The organism is Allobosea sp. P1_B10 (assembly GCF_056406735.1).
The window spans coordinates 216,867-239,043 of the sequence record NZ_JBFTZP010000003.1 but is presented as its reverse complement, the minus strand read 5'-3'; the positions used below and the strand labels follow the sequence as shown (position 1 = coordinate 239,043).

The 22,177-nt window shown below is 66.8% G+C and carries 17 protein-coding genes; 13 read left to right on the top strand and 4 right to left on the bottom strand.

Annotated elements, in window-relative coordinates:
- Position 1: 1 nt before the first annotated feature.
- Positions 2 to 1,087 (top strand): aldose epimerase family protein, encoded by a 1,086-nt coding sequence (locus tag AC1D2L_RS08565; RefSeq protein WP_476845431.1) that lies wholly within the window; start codon positions 2 to 4, stop codon positions 1,085 to 1,087.
- Positions 1,088 to 1,114: 27 nt separating this feature from the next.
- Here the strand turns inward: AC1D2L_RS08565 and AC1D2L_RS08560 are convergent, their stop codons facing one another.
- Positions 1,115 to 2,329 carry a glycosyltransferase gene (locus tag AC1D2L_RS08560; RefSeq protein ID WP_476845430.1) on the bottom strand — a complete coding sequence of 405 codons (1,215 nt, stop codon included), beginning with the start codon at positions 2,327 to 2,329 and terminating at the stop codon, positions 1,115 to 1,117.
- An 18-nt stretch (positions 2,330 to 2,347) separates the two neighbouring features.
- On the bottom strand, positions 2,348 to 2,953 hold the full coding sequence (locus AC1D2L_RS08555; RefSeq protein ID WP_476845429.1) for a MarR family winged helix-turn-helix transcriptional regulator: 606 nt from the start codon (positions 2,951 to 2,953) through the stop codon (positions 2,348 to 2,350).
- Between the two features lie 293 nt (positions 2,954 to 3,246).
- On the opposite strand from AC1D2L_RS08555, the gene AC1D2L_RS08550 reads away from it, so the two are divergent.
- The 11 genes from AC1D2L_RS08550 (at position 3,247) to AC1D2L_RS08500 (ending at position 18,687) form a co-directional block, all read left to right on the top strand.
- Positions 3,247 to 5,001 (top strand): type I secretion system permease/ATPase, encoded by a 1,755-nt coding sequence (locus AC1D2L_RS08550; RefSeq protein WP_476845428.1) that lies wholly within the window; start codon positions 3,247 to 3,249, stop codon positions 4,999 to 5,001.
- Positions 4,998 to 6,380 carry an HlyD family type I secretion periplasmic adaptor subunit gene (locus AC1D2L_RS08545; protein WP_476845427.1) on the top strand — a complete coding sequence of 461 codons (1,383 nt, stop codon included), beginning with the start codon at positions 4,998 to 5,000 and terminating at the stop codon, positions 6,378 to 6,380. Before AC1D2L_RS08550 ends, AC1D2L_RS08545 begins: the two co-directional genes overlap by 4 nt.
- Before the next feature lie 321 nt (positions 6,381 to 6,701).
- On the top strand, positions 6,702 to 7,442 hold the full coding sequence (locus AC1D2L_RS08540; RefSeq protein ID WP_476845426.1) for a calcium-binding protein: 741 nt from the start codon (positions 6,702 to 6,704) through the stop codon (positions 7,440 to 7,442).
- Between the two features lie 73 nt (positions 7,443 to 7,515).
- Complete coding sequence (locus AC1D2L_RS08535; RefSeq protein WP_476845425.1) at positions 7,516 to 9,810, top strand: glycosyltransferase; 2,295 nt, start codon at positions 7,516 to 7,518, stop codon at positions 9,808 to 9,810.
- Positions 9,807 to 10,643: a class I SAM-dependent methyltransferase gene (locus tag AC1D2L_RS08530; RefSeq protein WP_476845424.1), complete on the top strand. Its 837-nt coding sequence runs from the start codon at positions 9,807 to 9,809 to the stop codon at positions 10,641 to 10,643. The genes AC1D2L_RS08535 and AC1D2L_RS08530 overlap by 4 nt, the downstream gene beginning before the upstream one ends.
- Positions 10,640 to 11,923, top strand: coding sequence for a glycosyltransferase family 4 protein (locus AC1D2L_RS08525; protein ID WP_476845423.1), 1,284 nt, complete (start codon positions 10,640 to 10,642; stop codon positions 11,921 to 11,923). Before AC1D2L_RS08530 ends, AC1D2L_RS08525 begins: the two co-directional genes overlap by 4 nt.
- Entirely contained in the window at positions 11,920 to 12,669 is a 750-nt protein-coding gene (locus tag AC1D2L_RS08520; RefSeq protein WP_476845422.1) for a hypothetical protein, read from the top strand. Before AC1D2L_RS08525 ends, AC1D2L_RS08520 begins: the two co-directional genes overlap by 4 nt.
- Positions 12,670 to 12,680: 11 nt before the next feature.
- Positions 12,681 to 14,930: a glycosyltransferase family 2 protein gene (locus AC1D2L_RS08515; protein WP_476845421.1), complete on the top strand. Its 2,250-nt coding sequence runs from the start codon at positions 12,681 to 12,683 to the stop codon at positions 14,928 to 14,930.
- Between the two features lies 1 nt (position 14,931).
- A complete protein-coding gene (locus tag AC1D2L_RS08510) occupies positions 14,932 to 16,242 on the top strand; it encodes a glycosyltransferase family 4 protein (RefSeq protein WP_476845420.1) in 1,311 nt (436 codons plus the stop codon).
- Positions 16,243 to 16,270: 28 nt separating this feature from the next.
- Positions 16,271 to 17,458: a polysaccharide pyruvyl transferase family protein gene (locus AC1D2L_RS08505; RefSeq protein WP_476845419.1), complete on the top strand. Its 1,188-nt coding sequence runs from the start codon at positions 16,271 to 16,273 to the stop codon at positions 17,456 to 17,458.
- A complete protein-coding gene (locus AC1D2L_RS08500; RefSeq protein WP_476845418.1) occupies positions 17,458 to 18,687 on the top strand; it encodes a hypothetical protein in 1,230 nt (409 codons plus the stop codon). Before AC1D2L_RS08505 ends, AC1D2L_RS08500 begins: the two co-directional genes overlap by 1 nt.
- 19 nt (positions 18,688 to 18,706) lie before the next feature.
- On the opposite strand, the gene AC1D2L_RS08495 is transcribed toward AC1D2L_RS08500, so the two are convergent.
- A complete protein-coding gene (locus AC1D2L_RS08495; protein WP_476845417.1) occupies positions 18,707 to 19,768 on the bottom strand; it encodes an adenylate/guanylate cyclase domain-containing protein in 1,062 nt (353 codons plus the stop codon).
- The gene (locus AC1D2L_RS08490; RefSeq protein ID WP_476845416.1) at positions 19,747 to 20,034 is read right to left on the bottom strand and encodes an alpha/beta fold hydrolase; all 288 of its coding nucleotides are present in this window, start codon (positions 20,032 to 20,034) and stop codon (positions 19,747 to 19,749) included. Before AC1D2L_RS08490 ends, AC1D2L_RS08495 begins: the two co-directional genes overlap by 22 nt.
- Positions 20,035 to 20,219: 185 nt before the next feature.
- Here AC1D2L_RS08490 and htpG point away from each other — a divergent pair, with 185 nt between their 5' ends.
- Positions 20,220 to 22,094, top strand: coding sequence for a molecular chaperone HtpG (htpG, locus tag AC1D2L_RS08485; protein ID WP_476845415.1), 1,875 nt, complete (start codon positions 20,220 to 20,222; stop codon positions 22,092 to 22,094).
- Positions 22,095 to 22,177 lie beyond the last annotated feature (83 nt).

Genomic DNA, 22,177 nt, shown 5'->3' with positions numbered 1-22,177 from the left:
CATGCAAGCTTTCCAAGACATGAGCCGCCTCAGCCGCGAACCCTTTGGACATCTTCCCGACGGAACTGCAGTCGAACGTATCACCTTGCGCGGCGAGGCCGGCTTTTCTGTCTCGATCATGACGTTGGGCGCCGCGATCCAGGCGCTTTACGCGCCCGATCGCGCGGGGGGCTGCGCCGATGTCGTGCTCGGGCATGACACGCTCGAGCCCTATCTGGCCCGGCGCGACTTCTTCGGGGCCACGGTCGGGCGCTACGCCAACCGGATCGCCAATGCGGCGTTCACGCTCGACGGGGCCTGCCACACGCTCTGCGCCAATGACGGCGCCAACACGCTCCATGGCGGCGCAGAGGGGTTCGACCGGGTACTCTGGGCAATCGAGAGCCTCGGCGAGAGCCCAACGCCCTTCGTGACGCTGACGCGCACGAGCCCGGATCGCGAAGCGGGCTTCCCGGGCGAGCTCATCGCGCGGGTGACCTACAGCATCAGCGGACCCCAGCAGGTCACCATCGCCTATGAGGCGACGACCGACCGGCCCACCGTCGTCAACCTGACGCATCATGGCTATTTCAACCTGGCCGGCACCGCGTCCGGCGAGGACATTCTCGGCCATGAGCTCACGCTCCAGGCCGAGCGCTTCCTGCCGGTCGATTCCGGCTTGATCCCAGTTGGCGCACCGGCCGACGTCGCCGGCACGCCGTTCGATTTCCGAGGGCCTCGACTGATCGGGACATCCATCCGCATGGATGATCCGCAGTTGCGGCTGGCGCGGGGCTATGACCATTGCTTTGTGACGCACGACGCGGAGGTCTCAGCCCCGCGTCCCGTGGCGCGGGTTGTGCATCGCGCCTCGGGCCGGGCGCTCGATCTGGCCACCGACCAGCCCGGCATCCAGTTCTATTCCGGCAACTTTCTCGACGGCTCGATACCGGGCAAGGGCGGGCGCCTGTACCGCCAGTCCGATGCGTTCTGCCTTGAGCCGCAACGCTGGCCCGCCGCCCCCAACCGGCCGGACTTCCCATCGGCCCGGCTCGATCCCGGCCAGACCTACCGGCACGTTTCGGTCTTCTCCTTTCACACCATGTGACCGCGGGTTCGCGAAGCGCCTCTGGATTCAGATCGGCCCCGACATCACGCGGTTCAGGATGCGCAATTGCCTGTCGATACAGGGGCGCAGCGCGAATTGCGTCTCCACGGTCCGGCGCGCCTTGGCGCGCATCGCCTCGACACGCGCCGGCTGCCTGAGCGGGCCCAGGATCATCTTCGCCAGCTCTTCCTCGTCGAAGAAATCGACCAGGAGCCCGTTCACACCATGCCGGATGACCTCCTGCACAGGCGCGGTCGCCGACCCGACGATGACACAGCCGCAGGCCATGGCCTCGAGCAGCGACCAGGACAGGACGAACGGATAGGTGAGATAGACGTGCACCGCCGAGATCTGGAGCAGGGTGATCAGCACGGGATGCGGGACACGGCCAAGGAACACGATCCTGGCGGGATCGATCCCGGTCTCCTGCATCATCACCTCGCGCCAGCACCGGCCGTCGCTGCGCGCCCGCCCATAGCTGACGCCGTCGCCGCCGACCACCACGACCAGGGCTGTCGGATGCCGCTCTATGACCTTCGCGGCGGCGCGCATGAACTGGGGAAAACCGCGATAGGGCTCGAGATCGCGCGAGACGAAGGTCACGACGGGATCGCCGCGCCGAATCACCACTCCGCCCGGCAGGGCAAGGCTCGCGTCCCTCCGGGGCACGCAGAGCTCGACATCCACGCCCTCATGGCCCACCGCGATGCGCTTGCGCAGATGGGAGGGGTATTGCGCGCGCTGCCAGCGTGTCGGGCTGATTCCCGCCTCTATCGCCGCCAGCGTGACGTCCTGCGCGGTATTGCGCATGCGCAGCCGCATACGCTCGTCCAGCGTGACTTCGTCCTCGGGACTGAAGCCGACATCGCTGCCCTCGGCGCGATAGTAGAACTCGCAATAGCCGAGCATAGGCGTGGTCGGCAGCACATCCTTGGCGAAAAGCAGCCCGCCCCAACCAATGTGCCCGATGACGATGGAGGGCGGCCCCTCCTGCTTGCGCAACGTGTCGAGCGCGGCGGCCACCTGCTCCCCGATCCGCACATGCTGGTCGGGTACGGCGAGGTGACGATGCACCCCGCTGCGCCGCAACGACGGCGCCATGTAGCGAAGGATGCGCACATGGCTGGGCTGGCTGTCGGCCGTCTCGCAGACGAAGCTGACATGCCAGCCATGCTCGGCGAGATGGCGCGCGAGATGGCCGAACTGCCCGGGATAATGGCGATGGACGAAAACGGCCCGCATGGCTGCGCCGCGCGACGCCTATAGCTTGACCTCGCCGTAGCGCAGGGCGTTCGACCAGACGTCCTCCATGCGGCGCAGGGTGCGGAAGGTCGTCTCGAGATCGCGGATATCCTGCTCGCTGCTGGCGACCAGGTCCTGATAGGCCTTGTCGATCTTGCGCACGAGCTCGCAGAGCGCGCGCCCCTTGTCCGAAACCTTGATGCGCGCCGAACGGCGATCGCGGACCGAGGCGTTGCGCTCGACATAGCCCGCATTCACGAGCTGCTTGAGGTTATAGGAGGCGTTCGAACCCTGGTAGTAGCCGCGGTCGATCAGGTCGCGGACCGTCAGCTCGTCATCCCCGATCGTGAACAGCATCATGACCTGGCCCGGGCTGAGATCCTCCGTGCCGAGCCGGGTGAGGTCGACGCGAAGCAGATCGACGAATCGGCGATGCACCCGCTCGACCAGACGGACGAGGTCGAGATGCTCGACCGTCCCCGAATCGCCGGCAACCGTCGGCACGGTTACGCGCTCCTCGGCGGGAGCCCCGGGGTCTGTCGCAGGTAGTTCAGGAGCCATCACCACGTGCCGGTCGGACACCGCCAGGGCCGCGCCGTAATGGGCGTGCTGCTTTGCGTTCATCGATAAACCCCCTGTCGCCTCAACATTAGAACGAATTTAGAAACAATCTCATGGCACTTCGAAGCTCCCTAGCAGCCAAATCTCTGAAGGATTTGTTATATTTGGCGTTGGACTCGCGTGATTTGATACATCTCTACCAAAGATGACCATCAGATCGTCATGATTGGCTGTCAATAATCAATCCAACAACTTCACTGTAGGCCTAATTTGGTTCAAAATTTGACGCAATCCAAATCCGGTTCTCTGGCCGGCTCTTGTGAATGTATCGTCTTGATACTGGCGGGAGCGCGCTGATGAGCCGTGGATCGAAGCCAGCCGCGTCTCGCAGCATCGACGATCTTCTCCATGACGGGCGCAAGGCGTTTCTGTCTGGATTGATCTACGCAGGTCTGCTGAGCGGCATCATCAACATGCTGCAGCTCACGGTTCCGCTGTTCATGCTGCAGGTGCACGACCGGGTGGTCAACAGCCAGAGCATGGACACGCTGACGATGCTCATCGTCGTCGCGGCCGTGGCGCTGACGCTGTTCGGCATCCTCGATTTCATCAGGGCACTGACCTTTCAGGTCATGGGCAGCATCCTCGTGCGCCGCCTCAACCTGCCTGTTCTGCAGGCCGCCGTGAGCGCCTCGGTGGGGCAAGGCGGCGTCCGCGCCAGCCAGGCGATCCGCGATCTCAGCGACGTCCGCTCCTTCGTCACGGGCAATGCGATCAGCGTGCCGCTCGAGGCGATCTGGTGCCCGCTCTTTCTCGGCGTCCTGTTCCTGCTGCATCCGCTCTACGGGCTTGTGGCCGTCGTCGCCGCCGTCATCATCGTGGCGGTCAGCCTCGTCTCAGACCTCGTCAGCCGCCGCGCGCTGAAGCGCGCCAACGAGATGACGATCGACAATGTCGGCTCGGTCGGAGCCAGCCTGCGCCATGCCGAGGCGATCGAGGCCATGGGCATGCTGCCGGCGCTGGCACGGCGCTGGCGCGGCGGACAGACCCGCGCGCAGGACATGCTCGACATCGGCACCAGACGGGGCCGCGCCGTGGCCTCGGTCGCGCGCACGCTGCGCTATGCCATGCAGATCGCCGTGCTCTCGGTCGGCGCGATCCTGGTGATTCGCCAGGAGGTCTCCCCGGGATCGATGGTGGCCTCCAGCATCATCATGGGCCGGCTCCTGCTGCCCTTCGATTCCATGGTGGATGGCTGGCGGCAATGGGTCTTCGCCATCGCCGCCTGGCGCCGAATCCAGGACCTGCTCCAGAACCAGACGCCCGAACGCGAGGTCGCCCCGACCCCGCGCACCGAAGGCGAACTCACGGTCGACCGCGTCGTCTACGCGCCGCCCGGCTCGGACGTGCCTATCCTGAAAGGCGTGTCCTTTTCGCTGTCGCCCGGCGAGGTCCTTGGCATCATCGGCCCCTCCGCCTCGGGCAAATCGACGCTGGCGCGCATTCTGGTCGGCGTGGTGCGGCCGACGACCGGCGGGGTCTATCTCGACGGCCACAATGTCTACCTGTGGGAGCGCGGCTCGTTCGGCGACATGGTCGGCTACATGCCCCAGAGCGTTTCCCTGCTCGACGGCAGCCTGCGCGAGAACATCGCCCGCATGCGCAAGGACAATCCGCGGCACGTTCTGGATGCCGCGCGGCTCGCCGATGTCCACGAACTGATCGGGCGCCTGCCGCTCGGCTACGATACGCAGCTGGGAGACAGCGGCTACCTCCTCTCGGGCGGGCAGCGCCAGCGCATCGCTTTGGCGCGGGCCGTCTACGGCAAGCCCCGCTTCATCGTCCTGGACGAGCCCAACTCGAATCTCGACGCCGAGGGCGAGCGCGCCCTGGTGCGCGCCGTCAACGCCATGCGAGCCGACGGCGCCATCGTCATCCTGATCGCCCATCGCCCCTCGATCATGCAGATCGCCGACAAGATCCTGGTGCTGCAGGACGGGCGGATCACTCAATTCGGCCCGCGCGGCGACGTCGTCGATACCGTCGACGGCCGCACGGTGCCGGCCAAGGAACCCCGCACGGCGCTCGCGGCCCAGGGAGCACCGGCATGACGCGCGACCTCAAGCTTCGCCGGGACAATGCGCCACTGGCGCAGGCGGCCGCCGATTTCCCCGCGCCCAGCTGGGACCAGGACAGCGACGAGCCGCGCGCGCCGAGCCTGCGCACGCCGGTCATCGCCGGCCTCGCTGCGATCGCGATCGGACTTGGCGGATTCGGCGGCTGGGCGTTCTCCGCCCAGCTTTCCAGCGCAGCGGTCGCCTCCGGCACCGTCGTGGTCGATTCCCGGCGCAAGACGGTGAGCCATCTCGAAGGCGGCATCCTCAAGACGCTGCTGGCGCAGGAAGGCGAGGCGGTGAAGGCCGGCCAGCCGGTGGTGCGGATGGAGGACACACGCGCCAAGGCCGAACTGGCGCAGCTGCGCGCCCGGCGGACCGGCCTGGAGGCGCGGCTGGTGCGCCTGCGCGCCGAGCAGGGCCAGGAGGCCAGCCTGACATTCCCGCCCTATGTGCGCGAATCCAAGAGCCTGATCGCTGCAGAGGTGATGCGCGCGGAGCGCAACGTCTTCCAGTCGCGCAGGGAAATGTATCAGCGCAAGGTCGACATCCAGCGCCGGACGATCGAGCAACAGGAGGCCGAGCGCCAGGCCGCCCTCGCCCAGTCGGACGCCAATGACCGCCAGGCCGAGCTGCTGGATCGCGAGCTCAAGGCCGTCTCGTCGCTTTATGAGAAGGGCTATGCGGCGCGGCCCAAGGTGAGCGAGCTGCAGACGCGCGAAAGCGAGCTGATCGGCCGCCGTGCCGAGCTGGTCTCGCGCAAGGCCAAGGCGGAGCAGGCGAAATCGACCGCCGAGCTGGAGATCCTGGCGGTCGAAAGCGACTTCCAGCAGCAGGTCGCGGCCGATCTGCAGCAGGCCCAGCTGGAGCTAGCCGACACGATGGAACGGCTGACCGCCTCCGAGGATGTGCTGCGACGCGTCGATGTCGTCTCGCCGCAGGACGGCATCGTGACGAATATCCGGACCCGCACGCCCGGCGGCGTCATCTCTCCGGGACAGCCTATCCTCGACATCGTGCCGGAGAACGAGCCGCTGGTCGTGGAGGTCAAGGTCGGGTTGCGCGACATCGATTCGGTGCGCGTCGATGCGCCAGTCCAGATCCGGCTGACGGCCTACAACAACCGCAGCGTGGCGCCTCTCGACGGCAAGCTGACCTATCTTTCGGCAGATCAGCAGGAGGACGCCGCCACGAATACGGCCTTCTTCGTGGCACGCGCCGAGATCCTGCCACAGAGCCTGGCGGCGCACCCCGAGGTGCGCCTCTATCCCGGCATGCCGGCCGAGGCGCTCATCATCAACAAGCCCCGACGCGCCATCGACTACATCCTCTCGCCGATTACCGAGAGCTTCAACCGGGCGTTCCGCGAGGAATAGCAACGCCTTGGCCTACGCATTACCGTTACATCCAGATGCCCCGGCCCGCTGCCGGGGCATTTTCTTGTGCGGATTAGTTCGAATTTTGCGGCAATGCAGCACGAGTTTAGGTGTTCTATACCTCTAGTATCTCTATCTTGTTTTTAAGATCAATTTCTTTAAATGGACGCACGTTCGTCACATTCGAAAGTCTTTCTGTTTAGAGGTTGCGTATCCAATCAGCTTAATGCAGATTTGGTTTACTGTTGTGCAGCGCACACAGCGATGGAGTGAAGCGGCAGGCCCGCTGCGCTCCCTGATCAGTTTCAAAAGGAGGTATCCATGGCGACTCTTGAAGGTGGCGCGTATAGCGACACGTTGTCTGGCACCGACCATGCCGATGCGATCTTCGGCGGCGGCGGCGCTGACCTGATCTTCGGAAATGGCGGCAGCGATGCCCTGTTCGGCGATGAAGGCGATGACCGGATCTTCGGCGGCGAGGGCAGCGACGTGCTGTTCGGCGACGATGGGGCCGATGCCCTGTTCGGCGACGAGGGCAACGACGTTCTGATGGGCGGCGACGGCGATGACCTGCTGAGCGGCGACGACGGCAATGACGTGCTCATCGGCGGCGCAGGCAATGACGTGCTCCTCGGCGGGGCCGGCATCGACGTGCTCCAGGGCGGCGCCGGGGACGACATCCTCGACGGTGGCGCCGGCAACGACGTGCTGCAGGGCGGCGCGGGCGACGACATCATCCGCGGCGGCGCCGGCGACGACTACATCTCCGGTGGCGCGGGCGACGACATCCTGTCCGGCGGCGCCGGCAAGGACGTCTTCGTGTTCTCCGGCGGCGGCGGCAACGACGTCGTGCTGGACTTCAAGGCCGGCGAAGACCTTCTGCAGATCTCCAAGGGGATCAACGGCACCGATATTCAGTCGGCAGAAGATCTTGTCGATCGCGTCCAGCAGGTCGGCGACAATACTGTCATCGACCTCGGTCATGGCGACACGATTACATTGACGAACGTCAACGCCGACGACGTCAACGAAAACCCGAACGACTACTTCTCGATCAACTGACGAGACCGGCGCCGCGGCCATCCGTTGCCGCGGCGCCACCCCACCCCCGATCCTTGCTCGACAACGGAAACCCATGCCCGAAATGGTGACGCGAAGCGCAGTCCGGCCCGCGACGGAAACCCAGGCTCTTCCGCACGTCTTTCGCATCGGCGCGGACGTCGTGATCCTGGCCTGGGACCTGCCGGACTATGTCGATGCGGTCATTCCGCTCTCGGCTGCCGGCGGCGTCCGGATCGCGCCCACGGCCTCGCTGCGCCTGAAGCTCGGCGACGGCGGCATGCGACTGCTCTGGGCCCTGCGCCGCCCCGCCGGCACGACCCTGAATCTGACCCTCGGCACCGCTGGCCAGGGCACGGCGATCGACCTTGCCATCGCCGCCGAGGACGCTGTCGCGCCGCTCGACCCCGCGATCATCACCGCCGGCCTCGAGCCTGCCGCACAGATCGCCCTCGTCCAGACGCTGACCAATCTGTGGTCCTCTCTCTTTCGCCTCCAGCGCAATCGATCCTTACTGGCGGCGCTCCATGCGATCCTCGCGGAGGTCGCAGCCCCGAGCGGCGTCGCGCGTCCCGCCGCCCGGGCCTCGTCCGACCTCTTCGTGGTCAGGACGCAGCCCTTCCCCGACGCCGCCGCCATCTCGGCCGTCCATGTGGTCTCGCGCAGCGGGCTGGTGCGCCTGCCGGGAGCCGTGCCGCGCCCGACAGGCGCGGAAGGTCTCTGCCATCTGCTCATCGACAAGCACGTGCTGGAGACGCCCGGAGCGCTGCTCGTGGCGACCGGCCCGCACGGCATCGTCACGCGAAAGCTCGCGCCGTTGGCGGCGCGCCTGCCGGGCCTCGTCAAATGGCTGCGCGACAAGGGCGCGGACATGCCGGGCTTGCGGGAATATCTGGTCAGCGAACTCTCATTGCGCTCGCATGCCGGGCTCTCGGCGGCGCTCGAGGTTCAGCTTGGCGTGCCGCTTCAGCCACGCCGGCTGACCGGCGGCTTCGCCACGCCATCGGCAGAGATCGTCCAGGCGCTGGCGACGCCGGCCGGCACCCTCGCTACGGGCTGGTACAGGGACCCCGCCGGCATCGTGTCCGGGCTCGAGGCGCTGACGCCCGATGGCGGCGCGGTCGACCTGACGCCCTCCCTGCATCTCTTCCCCGTCGACGTCGATGCCGGCACCGATGCGCCGCGCCTGCGGGCCACCGGCTTTGCCGTCCTTGCACCGGCCTTTGCCGGCCCCGTGCTGCAGCCGCGTTTTCGCCTGCGGCTGAAGTCCGGCGGGTTCCACGCGCTCGTCCCGGGCCCGCGGCCCGTCGATGCGGCCGAAGCCCGCGCCGTCGCCCTGCGCTCGGTGCCGCCCCAGCATGTCAGCGAGGAATTGCTGGCGCAGGTGCTCTCGCCCGTCATCGGCTCGCTGCACCGGCAGGTCATCGCGGAAATCGGCGCGCCACGGCACATCGCGATCGGCGACGCCCCAGCGAAGCCGCGCGTCAGCGTCATCGTCCCGCTCTACAGGGTGCTGGATTTCCTGCGTTTCCAGATCGCCGCCTTCGCGGCCGATCCGTGGTTTCGTGCCCATGCCGAACTGATCTACGTGCTCGACTCACCCGAGCAGGCGGGGGATCTCGAGCATCTCCTGCGCGGCCTGCATCTGGTCCACGCCCTGCCGATGACGCTCGTCGTCATGGAGCGCAACGGAGGCTATGCCCGCGCCAACAACGAAGGCGCCGCCGTGGCGCGCGCGCCGATCCTCGCATTGGTCAATTCGGACGTCATCCCGGTCGGTCCCGGCTGGCTGGAGACATTGGCCGCGCGGCTCGACCGCCGGCGCAAGGTCGGGATTGCCGGCCCCAAGCTCCTGTTTGAGGACGGTTCGATCCAGCATGCGGGCATGTACTTCGCCCGCGACCTCAAGGGTCGCTGGCTGAACCATCATTTCCACAAGGGCATGCCGCGGCACTATCCCGCTGCCAACGAGGATCGATTGGTCCCCGCCGTCACAGGCGCCTGCCTCGTCATCCTCCGGGACCTGTTCGACAGGATCGGCGGCTTCACCGAGGACTATGTGATCGGTGATTACGAGGACAGCGACCTGTGCCTCAAGGCCGGGCGCGAGAACGCCCGGATAGCCTATGTGCCCGAGGTCGAGCTCTATCACCTCGAGCGCAGGTCGATCTCGCACAGTCCCGACTACATGCGCGGCATCGCCTGGCAATATAATTGCGCGACCCATGCCGAGCGCTGGGGCCCCGATCTCGCAGCCTTTTCGCGTGCGCTCCAGCGCCGCCACAGATCGACGGAAGCCGGGGCTGGCCAGCCCGAGCCGCCCGAAGCCGAACCGGCACTGCCCCGACACGCCTGGAGAGCCGCATCGTGAACGCACTCGTTCCCCTCAAAGTCCCCCCGCACGACCTGAACCTCGCGAGGGATCACGACGACGCGAAGCTCGCCTGGCTCCAGGGTGCCCTGACGCGCAACGCCTTCCTGCCGATGCCGCCGCAGGAGAGCGTGTTCGTGGGCGACGGCGACTTTCGCGCCATCGGCGCCGAGTTCCTCGGACATTTCGTGCGCCTGGGCGGTCTTTCGGCGGCTGACCGGGTGATCGACATCGGCTGCGGAATCGGCCGCATGGCGATCCCGCTGACTCAGTTCCTCGAGGCGGGCGCGACCTATGACGGCGTCGACCCCGTGCTCCAGGGCATCTCCTGGTGCACGCGCACCGTGACGCCGGTCTATCCGAACTTCCGCTTCTGCCGGCTCGATGTCGCCCATCCGCTCTACAATCCCGAAGGCCAGCTGCGCGGCACCGACGTGATTCTGCCGTTCTCGAACGACAGCTTCGATTTCGCGGCGATGGTCTCGGTTGCGACCCATCTCACCCTGGCCGAGATCAAGGCCTATGCCGACGAGGTCTACCGCCTTCTCGCTCCCGGCGGGCGGCTGTTCATGACGGCCTTCATCATCCGCGAGGGCGATGTCGGGCGCAAAGGCTCGCGCATCCCGTTCCTGCGCGGGTCGGAGCCGGGATCCTGGATCGCCGATCCCGCGGCGCCGCTTGCCGCGATCGGCTTCAACGAGGGCCTGCTGGAGGGCACGATCCAGGCGGCCGGGCTGAGGATCGAGCGTGTCGGCCATGGCCATTGGCGCGGCCTTCAGGCCGACCACTACCAGGACCTCATCGTCGCCAGCAAACCGCGGAGGGACGCATGACCCAACGCGTCCTTGTCGTCGCGCACAACCATCCCGACCTGCACCCCGGCGGGACGGAGATATTCGCGCATGATCTGTTCAGCGAGTATCGCCGCCGTCCCGACGTCGAGGCGCTGTTCCTGGCCGCGACGAACCGCGTCCACCGCGAGCAACGGCCGGGCACCAACTTCCAGTCCGTGTCCGATGCGCCCGACGAGGTCGTGCTCTGGGCCGGCCATTTCGACACCTTCAACCTGAGCCAGATCGACACCTATGGCGTGATGCCGGGGCTTGCGGCGCTGCTCGAGGATTTCCGCCCCGATGTCGTGCACATCCACCACATGCTCCTCATCGGAGCCGAGTTCATCCCACTGGTGCGGCGCATCCTGCCCCGCGCGCGCATCGTCGTCACCCTGCACGACTACTACGCGATCTGTGCCCATGACGGGCTGATGATGCGCACCGACGGCAAGGGCCGCTGCGACCGCGCGACGCCCAGCCGCTGCCATGGCTGCTTTCCAGATATCGGGGCGGACCGCTTCCTCCTGCGCGAGCACTTCATCAAGACGATGTTCTCGCATGTCGACGCGTTCATCGCGCCCAGCCGCTTCCTGAAGGATCGGTTCGTGGCCTGGGGTCTGCCGGCCGAGGCGATCTCCGTCATGGCCAATGGTCGCCCGCCCGTCGAGCCCGCCCCTCATCGCGCGGCGCCGGACGGGCAACGCACCGTCTTCGGCTATTTCGGCAATTTCAACCCCTGGAAGGGGGTCGACATCCTGCTGCAGGCCGCAACCCAGCTTGCCGCGGAACCGCTGCCGGGCTTCGAGATGCGCCTGCATGGTGCGGCGCCGTTCCAGAAGGAAAGCTTCGTCTCCAGGCTGGACGATCTCGTCGGCGGTGCCGGCGCGAGCGTCGTCCCGCTGGGTCCCTATGGGCGCGGCGACGTGTCGTCCCTGATGGCGGCCGTCGACTGGGTCGTGGTGCCATCGATCTGGTGGGAGAACGCGCCTCTGGTGATCCAGGAGGCGTTCATCCATCACCGCCCGGTGATCGCGCGCGGCATCGGCGGCATGGCCGAATCCGTACGCCACGGCGTCGACGGGCTGCTCGTTTCCAGCGACGGCCCCGGCGAACTCGCCCGCACGATGAGCCACGCGGCCCGCACGCCCGGCCTCTGGCAGACGCTTGTCGACGGCATTGCCGCGCCCGACGACATCCGCCTCGTCGCCGAGCGGCATCTGGCTTTCTACGGGGGGCTTTCGCGGGCGTCCGACGACCATCCCAGAAGGAGGGCAGCATGAGCGCGACACCTTTGAAGGTGCCGACGGCGCCGGTGAACTCACTGATCCAGGGGCGCATGGACGCCATCGAATCCCAGCGTGTCTATGGCTGGGTCTGGGACAAGGCCCGGCCGAAGGACCGGCTGATCGTCCGCGTGCTCCTGAACGGGCGGATGATCTCGTCGGGCCAGGCCGACCGGCCCAGGATCGACCTGCGCCGCAACGGCATCGGCGACGGCGCCTATGCCTTCGAGGTCGATATTCCGGCCGAGCTCGCGGGGCAGGCCCAGAACCTGTCCATCATCGCTGTCTCGCAGTCGACCGGGGAAGAGGTTCCCCTTCGCGTCCCAAGCCAGGACGAGCGCGCGGCTGAGGCCGCGATCAGCGCGCCGATCGGGCGCGTGCTGGAGCAGCTCGAGGTTCTCATCATCGCCCAGCGTCGCTCGCAGATCATCCAGCGCGAGGCCTCCGAGGCGATCGAGGTGACGGCGGCAAAGGTCAAGGAGATCGTCTCCAGCGAGAACGGCATCGAGACTGCGCTGGAGACCGTGCGGACGAGCCAGGAAGACCTTACCCGGCGCGTCGCGGACATGGAGGTGTTCCTGATGCGCTTCGACCGGACGCTTGCCGGCTTCGACGAGCGGGTGACGGAACTCGCCAATGCGGCGGACCGGCCGATGCGGCGTGCGATCGGCCTCCTGATCATGCTTTGCAGCGTCGCTGCGGCGAGCGCGCTCGCCAGCATCGTCATGCTGCTGCGGTCATGAGGGTGGACATCATGGACGCCCAGAACATCGTACGCCCGGCCTTCAATGCCGCAACGCCGCCGCCCCGGCAGGGGAAGGGTATGCGGACTGCGCCCCCGACGTTCCCGGTGGACGGCGAGACTGCGCTGGCTGCTCCGCTCGGCAGCGATCTCGTCCTGATCGCGGGGACCGCTCCCGCCGTGCCGTCGCAGATCCAGCTGCTGCTCAATGGCGACCCCTCGATGGCGATGCCGGCCCGGATGGCATCCTGGCCGCGCACGGGAGCCCCGCCCTCCGCCGCCTACGGCTTCGTCGCGATCGTCCCCGTCGCGGTGCGCGGAACCTTGCGCCTGCGCTCCTTCGTGATGCGGCTGGACGGCCATCCGCTGCGCTTCACGCTCGACCGCCGGGCCATGACCCCGGCCGGACTGATGCAGATCGTCTCGCAGGACGCCGGCGTGCTCTTCCCCGATGTGGCCGAAGGCGTGACGCAGGCGATCATGGCGGGCAAGCGGGCCGGCCGGCACCTGCCGGCGATCGCCGGCATGATCCAGTCGGCTGCGCGTAATGACGGCTTCGTCGAGGTTCTGGGCGCGCTCGACAGCGGCGAGCTGTTTCTGCAGGGCTGGGCGACTGAGCTGGTCGCGGACACGACACCTTTCATCGTGGTCCATGAGGGCGTGCATTTCGCGAGCTTCACCGCGGGCCTCGTCGAGCGACAGGACCTGGCCGGGCGCGGCACCGGCTTTGCCGGCATCCTGCGGATCAGCGATGCCTCGATCGATCCGCAGGCGATCCAGAGGCTGTTCTTTCGCCACACCGATGGCTGGCGGGCGATCGAGATCTACGAGAAGCGCGTCGCCTTGGCGCCCACCGACGTGCCCGCCCATATCCGCGACGTCGTCTCGCGGGTGAGCGGCGCGCCCGACACGATCAAGGTCCTGCGCGCGGCGGGCGACCGTTTCGACGGTCGCGACACGGTGTCCAGCCTGGGCAAGCCGGTCCGCATGGGCATCGACATGGTGGCGGCGGTGCCCGGCGGCATACTCGTCGGCGGCTGGATGCTGGATGTCGACCGGCTCGTCGAAAGCGTGTCGCTGCGGGCCGGCCCCGACCTGCATCCCGCGAGCGAGGACTGGGCCCGGATGCCGCGTCCGGACGTGACGAACGCGTTCCTCGACGACCCGAGCTTTGGCGGGCGCGTCGACCCGTTCCGCCATGACCACGGCTTTCTCGTGTTCGCGCCGGGGCTTGCGGCGGGGGACGACACGCCCGTCTACTTCGAATTGTCCTTCGGCGAGGAGGGCAGTGCCTTCTATCCGCTGAAGCCGACGCGCGTGCTCTCACGGCGGGCGCTTGAGCGGCTGATATCGGCGCTGGATCCGCGCACGGTGACGGCTGCGATGGCGATCGAGCGTCATATCGGGCCGATGATGCAGGCGGTGGACGTCCCCGCCCCTCGCATCGTCGAGACACGCGATTTCGGCTATGACGAGACCGCCGCACCGCTTGCCCTCGTCGTCGGCACCGGCATCGATGTCGAAGAGACCTCGGCCATTCTCTCGCTCCTGGCCCTCGATGCCTCGACGCGCACCCTTCCCATCATCGTCTCGGCGCCGATCGAGGCCCTCGGGAAACTCGCCGGAGAGGTCCAGCGCCTGGCGCAGTTCTACGGCCTCGGCGTCCGGTTGATCGCATCCGAGCAGGTCGCCGACGCCTGCGACGCCTTCGAGGCTGCCGCCTCAGCAACCAAGGCCGAGACGCTCGTCCTGCTCGCCTCGGGAGTCTTTCCGAAGCAGGCCGGCTGGGTCTCGCTGCTGGAGCGCGCCTATCGCGCCCGCGGCGGCAAGGCCCTGGTCTCGCCGACCATCGTCTTCGAGGACGATTCGATCTGCTTTGCGGGCACCTGGCTCGAAGGCGAGGGCGGCCACCGCCGGCTCGTCGACCGCTATGCCGGATACCCGCGCGACGTCATCCGGGGCGCTGAGCCGACCGAGGTCATCACGGGCTCGACCTCCTGCTGCATCGTCTCGCGCTCGGCGCTGGAAACGACCGGCGGGTTCAGCCGCTCCTATCTGCGGGCGCCGGACAAGGGGCGCGACCTCTGCCTCAAGCTGAAGCTCGCCGGCACGCGGTCCTACTGGCTGCCGGATGTCGAGATGATCGCCGCCGAGGACAGCGTCGATCCCGCCTCCACACCCTGGAACCGCCTGTCGCAGCGGATCGACCGGTGGAGCTTCGACCGTCGCTGGTCGCTGCTCGTCGGAAACATGCGGAGCTGATATGCCGGACACATCCAAGCGCGTTCTCGTCGTCTCGCATGGCCATCCGAGCTTCTCGCTCGGCGGCGCCGAGGTCGCCTCCTACAACCTGCACAAGGGCCTGAACCGGATCGCCGGCGCGAATTCGCGCTTCCTGGCGCGGGTCGGGCACCCTGTCGTGCGCCACGGCTCGACCGCGCTGCTCAGCCTTCGCCAGAAGGACGGCGAGATCCTCTATCACGCGGACGATTACGACCATTTCCTGCTGTCGAACCACAACACCGACGAGGTGGAGCGGGATTTCCTGCGCGTGGTCAGGGAGCTGAAGCCCGATGTCGTGCACTTCCACCACTTCATCGGGCTGGGACTGGAATGCCTCTACGCCGTGCGCCGGGCCCTGCCCGAGACGCTGATCGTCGTGACGTTCCACGAATTCCTGTCGATCTGCCACCACCACGGCCAGATGGTGAAGACCTCCGGCAAGCTCTGCACGCGCTCGTCGCCGGCCGATTGCAACGCCTGCTTCCCCGAGCTCTCCCCTGCCCGCTTCCTGCTGCGCGAGCAGTTCGTCCGCGGCCTGCTCGAGGTCGCCGACCATTTCGTCTCGCCGAGCCAGTTCCTCGTCGACCGCTATGTCGACTGGGGCCTCGACCGCGAGCGCTTCTCGGTGATCGAGAACGGCCTGCACATCGCCGAGCCCGTGGCGCCGCGACCATTGCCGGCGAAGGGGCGTCGCGCGCGCTTCGCCTATTTCGGCCAGATCACCGCCTTCAAGGGCGTCGACGTGCTGCTCGACGCTGTCGCGCGCGTTCCCGAGGCCGTCTGGGGCGACGATGCCCAGCTGATGATCTTCGGCGGCAACCTGGAGCGCCAGCCGCTGCCCTTCCAGAAGAAGATCGAGGCCCTGCTGGAGAAGGCCGGCCCGCGCGTGCGCTTCTACGGCGCCTACCAGAACCATGAGATGCCGCGGCTGATGAGCTCGGTCGACTGGACGATCATCCCGTCGATCTGGTGGGAAAACTCGCCGATCGTCATCCAGGAATCCTTCTTCCACGGCCGCCCGATGATCTGCAGCAACATCGGCGGCATGGCCGAGAAGATCACCGACGGCGTCGACGGCATGCATTTCCGCGTCGGCTCCTCGGAGGATCTCGTCGACCGCATGACCGAAGCCCTGTCAGACCCGGCCCTCTGGGGTCGCCTGCGGGACGGCATCACGCGGCCGATCGACTACGAGGAATGCGCCCGGCGCCACCTCGACCTCTACAGCGCAATCGCCTCCGGGCGGCAGGCCGAGACGGCTGCCCCCGACATCGCTGCCTGCACTGCCTGAGACACCGATAGACACAGGAGATCTGTAAATGTCACGCGTCCTCGTCATGATCCCGTCAGGGGAAGTCTACGACCACGACAATGTCCGCTGGTATCGCCACAAAGATATCCAGGCGCATATCAACCACTACCACAACATCGGCGACGCCTTCGTCTTCGACTCCTCGTTGAAGCTGCTGAACTACGACAAGCTCGACGTCCTCGCGATCGCCAATCCCGATCTCAGCAAGATCGACCAGATCAACGAGGAGTACGACTATGTCTTCCTGCGCGGCTCCAACTACGTGCACAAGGACATGCGCTGGAGCCAGTCGGCGGAAGTCCTGAAGCGGCTGAAGATCCCGGTCATCGCCTGGGGCATCGGCGCCCAGGCGCCCGTCAAGGGCAAGATCGAGCTCTCCGAGGAGACCAAGCTCGTGCTGCGCATGATGGCGGATTCCACCGCCTCGATCGGCGTTCGCGGCGCCTATTCAGCGCAGGTTCTGTGGGACATCGGCATCCGCAATGTGCGCATCGTCGGCTGCCCCACCGCCTTCCGCCGCAATGACCCGAACCTGCAGATCAAGCTGCCGCCGCTGGAGCGGGTCAAGTCGGCGGGCATCACGATGCGCCGCGAGGTCTCGCCCGCCTATGCTCAGGACATCAAGCGCTACCTGACCTTCCACCGCGACCTGGTGAAGGACCTCGCGGCCCGCTTCGACGTCGTGCTGATGGCCCAGGGCGAAGTCGAGGAGAAGAAGATGGTGTTCGGTACCCCCGAGCAGAAGGAGGAAGCCTTCGCGGCGCTGCGCGCGAACAAATGGGTCTCCGAATGGTACATGGACGAGACCATCGAGAAGCTGCACCGCGAGCGCCTGTTCTATTCGGATGTGGTCGCCGACTATGAGGCGCTGGTGCAGCAGAAGGACATCGTCCTGGGCTACCGGCTGCATGGCAACCTGATGGCGCTGTCGAACGGAACGCCGTCGATCTACTTCACCTATGACAGTCGGACGGTCGAATTCGCCGAGACCTTCCAGATCCCGAGCTTCGATGTCTTCTCGGGCAAGGACTTCAAGCTGGAGGATTACTGGGACCAGTCGCTGTTCGACAAGTTCAACCGCGCCTACCACCACACCTACCGCGAGATGCGGCAGTTCCTCGTCGAGAACGGCGCGGACACCAAGATGGTCGACGTCATGGCGCGGCCCGACCAGCCCGTGCGCAAGGTGGCGTGATGGCGACGCCCCGCAACCAGGCGGCCGGGCTTCTCGCGGGGGGGCTCGCGCTCGCAAGCCTCCTGCTCGCCGGGCCGGTCATTGCGGGGGACACAGTGTCCCTCGCAGTCACCGGCCCGGCGGAGACCGTGTTCGACTGGTCGCGGGACGCCTGCGCCAAGTCGCATGTGCCCGACGCACCGGCACGGGCCTTTCGCAATGCCGATGGCGAGGTCCGCCTCGTCATCAGCCACAACGACAACCGCGCGCTGGTGGGGCAGAGCCTCGACACGCTGCGGCCGGACTGCAAGATCATCTACGAGGCCAAGCGCTCGCCCCGACTGGCGGATTTCGATGATCTGAGCTGGATCAGCGGCGTCTATACGATCGACGGCCGCACGGTCTATGCGCTGGCCCATACCGAACTTCGCGGCGAGCGGACGCCGGGGCAATGCGCGGCCGGCACCTACAGCGCCTGCCTCCTCAACACCGTGACCGGGCTCGTCTCCCATGACGGGGGCCGCAGCTTCGCTCCCGAACGGACGAAGGCCGTGGCGGCATCATCGAGCGCCCCTGCCCAACCCATGGTCGCCACCCTGCCCTATTCCTTCCCCACCGACCGCGAGGCCCGCGTCGGCTACTCCAACCCGACCAACATCATCGCGCGCGACGGCTACTACTACGCCTTCATCTTCGCCGACGGTTATCGCGCGCAGAAGCGCGGCAATTGCCTCATCCGTACCAGGACGCTCGACGACCCCGCCTCCTGGCGCGCCTGGAACGGCACCGATTTCGCCGCGACCTTCATCGACCCGTTCCGCAGCACGCCGGGCGAGGAAAACGCCCATGTCTGCGCGCCCGTCGCGCCTGGCGTCATGGGCCGCATGATCGGGAGCATCGCGACACACAGGCAGACCGGGGACGACCAGGGCGTTGTCATCTCCGTCTTTGGCGACAAGCGCCGCGACAAGGGCGGGCGTATCGTCGAGGGCATCTTCACGTCGACCTCACGCAATCTCATCGACTGGAGCGAACCGAGCCTGGTCCACGAGACGCAACTGCTCTGGGACAAGAGCTGCTCGGAGCCGGAGGCGACGTTCTATCCGGCGTTGATCGACCCCAAGGCCCGGACGCTGTCCTTCGAGGATGTCGGCAGCGACGCCTTCCTTTACCTGACGCGTTACCAGCTCAAGAACTGCAAGGTGACCTGGGATCGCGATCTGATCCGCATCCCCGTCTCGATCCAGTAGGCGGCGGGGGGAGACGTCGTCAGGCGACGCGAAACAGCCTGACCTCGTCCTCCAGCCCCTTCAGCGTGCAAGGGCCCAGCTCGACGAAACGGATTCCGGAGCCGGCGACGAGGTCGCGCACGGTACTCGAGACCAGCACCTCTCCGGGTCCCGCCATCGAGGATACGCGGGCGGCCGTGTTCACCGCGATGCCGGTGATGTCCTCGCCCTTGATCTCGACCTCTCCGGTATGCAGGCCGCTGCGCAGTTCGAGCCCCAGCGACCTGACGGCGTCCGCGATCGCTCCGGCGCAGCGAACCGCACGGGCGGGCCCGTCGAATATCATGACGAAACCGTCGCCCAGCGATTTCACCTCCCGGCTGCGATAGCGGTCGATCTCCAGGCGAGTGATGTGGTCGTGGCGTTCGATCAGCCCCTTCCAGACATGGTCGCCCAACTCGGCCAGGCGCCGGGTGGAGTCGACGATGTCGGTGAACAGGACCATGGTCAGGACGCGGTCATGCTCGACATGGGACGGCGATCCCGTGAGGAACTCTTCGATCGTATCGGCGGCGACATCGACATCGCCGGCCCACAGCACGTGGTCATGGCCGGCGAGCTCGACATAGCGCGCGCCCTCGATGCCGCGCGCGATATTGCGCCCGCCTTCGACGTTCACGCGGGTGTCGCCGACGCGATGGAGGACCAGCGTCGGGGTCCGGATACTGGGCAGGACGTGCCGTACATCGATCTCGGTGTTCATCCGCATCAGCGAGATCACCGCCGATGGACTTGCGCCGAGGCGTTCGAACCGGGCCCACCAGGCCGTGAAGCGCTCGTCGCCGACCTTGCTCGGCGCGAATGCGGAGAGACTGGCGCCCGAGCCCCAACGCGCATCGATCCCCGCAACGAAGGCCTCGAACCGCTCCGGCGCCAGCACATAGGAGAAGAAGTGCGCGTAAGTCCCGTAGAGAGCCAGGGCCGCGCAGCGCTCGGGATAGGTCGCCGCGAAGAGCAGGCTCATCGCGCCCCCCTCCGATACGCCGAAGACCGCGGCGCGCGCGCTGCCTGCTGCGTCCATCACGGCGCGCACGTCATCCATCCTCTCCTGAGCGTGGGGAGGTCGCCGATCCGGTCCGATAGGCCGGTGCCGCGCTTGTCGAACAGGATCAGGCGGCTGAAGCTGGCAAGGCGCGTCAGGAAATGCGTCAGGATCGGCTCGGACCAGTAGTGATCGAGGTTGGAGATGAAGCCTGGAACGAAGACGAGATCGAGCGGCCCGGTTCCGAGGACCTGATAGGCGATCCGGACCTCACCGCTCTTCGCATAGTGCGCCTCAGGCTGCATCGCGCCCTCCGAGCTCGCCATGGAGTGGTCCGAAACTGTGATCCCGTTGTCATGCGCGGGTCAATCGGTTGGAGCCGGGAACGCTTTTCGCCATCCTCTACGCGCTCTGTCGGTGCCGCGACATGCGCGCCGCTGCTCCGCTCTTGAAAACACCGGCTGATGAGGGCAAATCGGCGGCGTCACTCGTGATAGCTGAGGGCCAGCATATGACCACCGCGACTACAGAGAACCGCAGTTTCGAAGCCGATGTCTCGCGCCTGCTGCACCTGATGGTGCACTCGGTCTATTCGGATCGTGAGGTCTTCCTGCGCGAGCTGATCTCGAACGCTGCCGATGCCTGCGAGAAGCTGCGCTATGAGGCGATCGCCGCGCCGGCGCTGATCGGGGATGATGGAAAGCTCGCGATCACCATCGCCGCCGATCCCGAGGCAGGCCTGCTTTCGATCAGCGACAATGGCATCGGCATGAGCCGCGACGAGATGATCGAGGCTCTCGGCACGATCGCGCGCTCGGGCACACGGGTCTTCATGGAGCAGGTCGAGGCCGCCAAGGGCAAGGACGGCGCCCAGCTCATCGGCCAGTTCGGCGTCGGCTTCTATTCGGCCTTCATGGTGGCAGGCGAGGTCAATGTCGTCAGCCGGCGGGCCGGCAGCAATGAGGCCTGGCGCTGGACATCCGACGGCAAGGGCGAATTCTCTGTCGCGCCAGCGGCTCTCGACGAGGCCCCCGCGCGCGGCACCCGGGTCACGCTCGCCCTCCTCGAAGACGCCAAGACCTACGCCGAGCGCTGGACGCTGGAGCGGATCGTCAAGGCGCAGTCTGGCCATGTTCCCGTGCCGATCGCGCTGGTCGAGAAGCCTGGCGCGGAGGCTACCCCTCTCGCAGACGGAGCCGCGCTCTGGACCAAGCCCAAGAGCGAGATCACGCCCGAAGACTACACAGACTTCTACCGCAGCGTGGCCGCGCAATATGACGAGCCGGCCGCGACCATCCATTTCCGCGCCGAAGGTCGCCACGAATACACCGCGCTCGCCTTCGTGCCGGGCTCGAAGCCCTTCGATCTGTTCGATGCCGATCGCAAGGGCCGGATCAAGCTCTATGTGAAGCGCGTCTTCATCACGGACGAGGCGGAGTTGCTACCGCGCTACCTGCGTTTCGTCCGCGGACTCGTCGACACCTCGGACCTCCCGCTCAACGTCTCGCGCGAGATGATCCAGGACAGCCCGCTGCTGGCGGCGATTCGGAAGGGTGTGACCAACCGGATCCTCGGTGATCTCGCCAAGCTGGCCGACAGCGATGCTGCGCGCTTCAGCACGATCTGGGAGAACTTCGGCCCGGTCGTGAAGGAAGGCCTGTACGAGGATTTCGAGCGCCGCGAGCAGTTGCTGGGCCTGGCGCGGTTCAAGACGACGGCCGCGACCGAGGGGCTCCGCAGCCTCAAGGACTACACTGCCGGACTGAAGGACAACCAGACAGCGATCTACTACATCGTCGGGGACGATGCCGCGCGCATCACCACCTCGCCGCAGCTCGAAGGCTTTCGCGCGCGGGGCATCGAGGTCCTGCTTCTCAGCGATCCCGTCGACAGCTTCTGGGTCTCGAACGCGCCCGACTATGAGGGCAAGCCCTTCAAATCGGTCACGCAGGGCGCCGCCGACCTCGGCCTGATCCCGCTTCTCGACAGCGCCGCGAAGCCGCAAGCCGAGAGCAGCCCGGAGGTCGCGGAACTGATCGAGCGCATGAAACAGGCATTGGCGGCCGAAGTCGCCGATGTGCGCGCCTCCGATCGCCTGACCGACAGCGCTGTCTGCCTCGTCGCCGCCGATGCGGGCCCGGACCGCCAGTTCGAAAAACTGCTCTCGGCTGCCGGGCGGCTCGACAGCGCGGCCAAGCCCGTGCTCGAGGTCAATGCGCAGCACAGCCTCATCGTCGGTCTCGCCGGGCTGAAGGACGATGCGTTCAAGAACGACCTGGCGCATCTCCTCCTCGACGAAGCCCGCATCCTCGACGGCGAGCGCCCATCTGACGCGAAATCGTTCTCGGAGCGTCTCGGGCGCCTGATCGTCAGGTCGCTGGGCTAGTCCGCACGGAGCGGCCGTTTCTGGCTCGACGTCGAGGTCGGGGGCGCTGATCGCCCCAGATCTCGGCCGCATGGCCACGCCGG